We start from the raw sequence: 1533 nt of genomic DNA on the forward strand, positions 1-1533 counted from the left end.
CCTCCGCCGCGCCGGGCACCGGCTCCGCCGCGCCGCAGGCGTCGACCGCCACCGCGACGGCCACCGCACCCGCCACCACCCCGGCCACCACCACCGCCGCGCCCACGAGCGCCACCGCCGCCACCACCCCCAAGCCGACGGCGACCGCCCCGCGCCGCACCACGACCGGCAACCCGGGCGGCTCCGCCAACGGCTCCTTCGCCCAGCAGGTGGTCGACCTGGTCAACGTCCAGCGCTCGCAGGCCGGCTGCGGACCGCTCGCCCTCGACGGCCGGCTGACCACCGCCGCCCAGGTCCACAGCGACGACATGGCCAGCCGCGACTTCTTCGACCACGCCAGCCCCGAGGGCAACCACGCCGACCAGCGCATCGAGGCGGCCGGCTACCGCTGGAGCACCTGGGGCGAGAACATCGCGCGCGGTCAGAAGGACCCGGCGGCGGTGATGGAGTCCTGGATGAACAGCCCCGGCCACCGCGCCAACATCCTCAACTGCTCCTTCCAGCAGATCGGCGTCGGCGTCCGGACCGGCTCCGGCGGCCCCTGGTGGACACAGGTCTTCGCCGCGCCGTCCTGACGGCGGCGGCCCCCGATTTTCCGAATCAGCGCGAATTGTTGTTATCTGAGCACTCCCCAGAGGTCTCCGAGGAGGCAGCGGCGGACGGACGACAGCAAGACGGAGTGCGGACCCATGAACCTTGACGTGCAGAGCGGGACCGGGGCGACGCTGGTGCTCGCGGCCCAGGCGGGCGACCCGCAGGCGCGCGAGGCGCTGGTGGCCGCCTGGTTCCCGCTGGTCTACAACGTCGCCGGCCGGGCGCTGAACGGCCACGCCGATGTTGACGACGTCGCCCAGGAGACCATGATCCGGGCCCTGGACGGCCTGGAGGGCCTGCGCGATCCGGAGGCGTTCCGGTCCTGGCTGGTCGCGATCACCATGAACCAGGTCCGCAGCCGGTCGACCGGTCAGCAGCAGGCGGCGGTCGGCGGGCTGGACGAGAGCTGGGAGGTGGCCGACCCGCGCGCCGACTTCACCGATCTGACCATCCTCCGGCTCGGCCTCTCCGGCCAGCGCCGGGAGGTCGCCGAGGCCACCCGCTGGCTGGACCCGGACGACCGGGAACTGCTCGCCCTGTGGTGGCTGGAGGCCGCCGGCGAGCTGACCCGCGCCGAACTCGTCGAGGCGCTCGACCTGACGCCGCAGCACGCCGCCGTCCGCGTCCAGCGGATGAAGAAGCAGTTGGAGGCGGGCCGGGTGGTGGTCCGCGCGCTCGGCGCCTACCCGCGCTGCCCGGACCTCGCCGAGCTGACGGCGGGATGGGACGGCACGCCGAACTCGGTCTGGCGCAAGCGGATAGCCCGGCACATCCGGGGCTGCGCCGCCTGCGACGGGCTGGGGCGCGACCTCTTCCCGGCCGAGGGGCTGCTGGCCGGGCTGGCGCTGGTCCCGGTGCCGATGGACGCCCCGAGCGGGCTCGCCCTCCAGACGGCGGGCGCGGCGGTCGGCGGCTCCCCGGCCTCCGCCGGTACGTCCG

2 protein-coding genes are annotated in these 1533 nt (G+C 74.8%); both read left to right on the top strand.

Annotated features, from left to right (window positions below):
* On the top strand, positions 1-575 hold a 575-nt coding region (locus ABD308_RS29600), incomplete at its 5' end, for a CAP domain-containing protein (protein ID WP_344341549.1).
* A gap of 114 nt (positions 576-689) precedes the next feature.
* Positions 690-1533, top strand: an 844-nt coding sequence (locus ABD308_RS29605) for an RNA polymerase sigma factor (protein WP_344341552.1), incomplete at its 3' end; no start/stop codon positions are given.

Source organism: Kitasatospora putterlickiae, from assembly GCF_039527695.1.
GTDB classification, from domain to species: Bacteria; Actinomycetota; Actinomycetes; order Streptomycetales; family Streptomycetaceae; genus Kitasatospora; species Kitasatospora putterlickiae.